This window comes from Kamptonema animale CS-326, from assembly GCF_028330895.1.
Classification (GTDB): Bacteria; Cyanobacteriota; Cyanobacteriia; order Cyanobacteriales; family Microcoleaceae; genus Kamptonema; species Kamptonema formosum.
This window is the reverse complement of record NZ_JAQMUA010000442.1, coordinates 1-3,648: the sequence shown is the minus strand read 5'-3', so window position 1 is coordinate 3,648 and position 3,648 is coordinate 1. Positions and strand designations below refer to the sequence as shown.

Annotated in this window: 2 protein-coding genes; one reads left to right on the top strand and one right to left on the bottom strand. The window is 48.6% G+C overall.

The window, feature by feature from the left end:
• Window positions 1-60: 60 nt before the first annotated feature.
• A complete protein-coding gene (locus tag PN499_RS25860; protein WP_272035938.1) occupies window positions 61-924 on the bottom strand; it encodes a M20/M25/M40 family metallo-hydrolase in 864 nt (287 codons plus the stop codon).
• 194 nt (window positions 925-1,118) lie between these two features.
• Here PN499_RS25860 and PN499_RS25855 point away from each other — a divergent pair.
• Window positions 1,119-3,648, top strand: a 2,530-nt coding sequence (locus tag PN499_RS25855) for a two-partner secretion domain-containing protein (protein WP_272035935.1), incomplete at its 3' end; no start/stop codon positions are given.

Sequence of the window (3,648 nt, the reverse complement as noted above, 5' to 3'; positions counted from 1 at the left end):
GCCCAGAGGGCGGCGTTACAGTAATTTTAGCACAGGATTATTATAATTCATTAGCTAACATTATAAACACCTAATTCCCACCTCTAACCCCTGACAAATACCAGCCAGGAAATCTAAATTTAAAGTATCAATTTTATCGCTTTTCTGATGATAGTGAGGATTCCTCATATTAGCAGTATCCGTCACCATTATTGCTGGATAGCCTCTATCCCAAAATGGAGCATGATCGCTCCTCCGCGTATCAGGTACAATTAAACCGCGATTCGGTACTGGCAACCACTCGCAATTACTCCCAGATTGGCGCATGTTTCTACTCAAATTAATCATGTCTGGAATTGTTCGCAAATTGCCAATTAAAGCAATGAAATTGCCACAATTGGGGTAAAAATATTTTAACCCAGTTGGGTAGCTCTGGGAATTAGGAGTATTATCATAATAACCCAACATTTCCAAGGCAATCATTAACCGCAAAGGCTGATTTTCTGCTTGCAGTTTAGCCGCATAGCGATCGCTTCCAAAACAACCATATTCTTCCATGTCAAAAGCAATTAATTGAACCGGATATCTAAGTGGTTGAGATGCGATCGCACTCGCTAATTCTAACAACACAGCCAGCCCGGTACCATTATCATCCGCTCCCGGCGAACCTGGTACTGTATCATAATGAGCTCCAATTAAAATTGGGTGTAATTTATGACTACTCCCTCCCTTTTTAAAGGGGGGATCTCCACCAGGTAAACTCAAAATTAAATTGTGATGAACTTTCCCCCGTACCTCAAACTCGTCAAGTTCAACATTTCCCCACTGTTCTAGCTGTTGGCGGATGTATTGCTGAACATAGAAATGTCCAGCCGAGGCAAAATAGGGGTTGCGATCGCGCACAATTTGAGTAAGATGGTTGTACAAACGCTCTTGTAGTTCCAAGGTGCAATTCTCCTGAGCCTTCAGACTTGGCTTGATTTGATAGGATAAGAACAGACTAATTGCTAATGGCTAATTGCTAATTGCTAATTGCTAATTACCCATCTTCCCCATCTCCCCTATCTTCCCCATCCTCCCCATCCTCCCCATCTCCCCCTCTTTTCCCCTAGCCCCTAGTTAAATAGCAACTGAAAATTATGGTATTTCGCCCCTTCCGGTTCGCAACCACTCTTTTATTTTTACTGATTCCCGCCGCCGTTAACGCTCAAATTACTCCCGATAATACCTTACCAAATAACACTACTGTACTCCCAGAAGGTAACATCAACAGGATTGAAGGAGGCACAAAACTTGGCGGTAACTTATTTCATAGTTTCCAAGAATTTTCTGTAACTAATGGCGGCACTGCTTTTTTTAACAACGCTGCCGATATTCAAAATATCATCAGCCGCGTCACAGGTGGCAATATTTCTAATATTGATGGTTTAATTCGTGCTAACGGCACTGCTAACTTATTTCTGCTCAATCCTAATGGGATTATCTTCGGCCCCAATGCTCGATTAAATATCGGTGGTTCTTTTGTTGCCAGTACAGCTAATAGCATTCAGTTCGCTGATGGTACAGCTTTAAATGCTAACCCCCAAAGAGCACCTTTACTAACAGTTAGCGTGCCGATTGGCGTGCAATTTGGTCGCAATTCTGCCGGTGGCAATTCCGGCGCGATCGCAGTGCAATCCCAAACCACCGATAGCGATAGTAATATAGTCGGATTGCAAGTAAATCCCGGTCAAACTCTAGGGCTAATTGGTCGCGAAGTCCGACTCGAAGGCGGCAATTTGACAGCACCCGGAGGCACTATTGAACTGGCAACTGGGAACTGGCAACTGGGAACTTTAACCCCTGGTAATTCCCCATTAGGAGATATATTGCTATCCCAGCAAGCCGCTGTCAATGCTAGCGGTTTAGGCGGTGGTACGGTGCGAGTGCAGGGCAAAAATGTTGCTATCAGCGATCGCGCTAGCATAGTTGCCGATACACTGGGAAACCTCAATGGCGGCGGCATAGATATCCGGGCGCAAAATCTCTCAATTCAAGGCAGCGGCTTTATTTCATCTTCCACCTTCGGCATCGGTGCAGGTGGTAACGTCAACATCAACGCTTCTCAATCCGTAACCATTGCAGGTAGCGCACCCTTGGGCATCCTCGTCAAACTGGTGAGTGGAACCTTTGTCTTAAGCGATCGCGTAGATGGCATATTTGCTCTCAGCGCCAGTCCGGGAAACGCTGGCAGCCTTACCATTAACACCCCACAATTGACAATGACAAACGGAGCCGCCATCTTAACCTCAGCCCTCGGCCCCGGAATTGGAGGAAACCTCGCGATCGCAGCCTCCGAAAAAATGTTAATGACCAACGGTTCTTTCATCCTCACAGGCACAGCAGGCACTGGCAACGCTGGCAACATCGAAATCAACACCCCCCAACTGATCGGTCTCAATGGCAGCCTAATCGCCACCAACCCGAATGCCGCCAGTGAAGGTCGAGGCGGCAACCTCACAGTCAACGCCGACACCATAGAACTTAGCGGACTTCCCCCTGGTGCTCCCTTGCCTGGAGGCTTATTCACCGTCTCTCTCGGCGCTGGTGATAGCGGAGACTTGACAGTTAACGCCACAGAGTTAATCGTCCGCAACGGAGCCCAAGTATCCGCTTCTTCTGCTGGCAAAGGTCGAGGCGGGAATCTCACCATCAATGCTTCTAGCGTAGAACTCAACGGTTTATCCTCCGACGGGCGCTTTTTAAGCGGTTTGTTCACCTCTTCCTCCCTGCTGACAGTCGCAGGCCAACAGGGTACAGCCTCCGCTGGCAACCTCAAAGTCACCGCAGATCGGCTTAGTGTCCGCAATGGCGCACAAATCTCGGCTGCAACTGGGGGGGAGGGTCAAGCCGGAAATTTGACTTTAACTGCACGCGAATCAATAGAAGTTAGTGGTTTTGCCACATCAGTCGATCCCAGTGTAGAGTCAGTTTCCTTTGGGATTATTGGTGATGGCATCGTACCGACTGCGATCGAATCTAATACCAGCGGCGCTGGCAAAGCGGGAGATTTGATTATTAAAACTGGACAATTAACGGTTCGCAACGGCGCAGAAATTGGAGTACGGGGTACGGGTACGGGGCGGGCCGGGAATTTACAAGTTGATGCCAATACCATTCGTTTGACAAATCAAGGTACGATCTCGGCTGCAACTGCATCTGGTGGTGGTGGTGACATTTTGCTAAAGGCAGACTCGGTACAGTTACGGCGCGGTAGTAACATCACCACGAATGCGGGTTCTGCTGACGGGGGGAACATTACCCTGGATGCGGGGACTTTGGCGGCCTTAGAAAATAGTGACATTACGGCGAACGCGATCGCAGGTTCCGGGGGCCGAGTCGTGATCAATTCTCAAGGAGTCTTTGGGACGGCCTTTCGCCAAGCTCAAACGGCTGAAAGCGATATTACCGCTACCTCCGATTTGGGGGCACAGTTTAGCGGTGTCGTGGTCATCAATACCCCCGATATCAACCCCAGTTCCGGGTTAGTTGAGTTGCCCACTGACATTCTCAATGCGGCAAATCTCACTGTACAGGGTTGCGGTGGCGATCGCGGCAACAGTTTTGTTGTCACTGGACGCGGTGGCTTGCCTCCCAGCCCTTTTGATGCCCTCAGTAGCGATGCTGTCG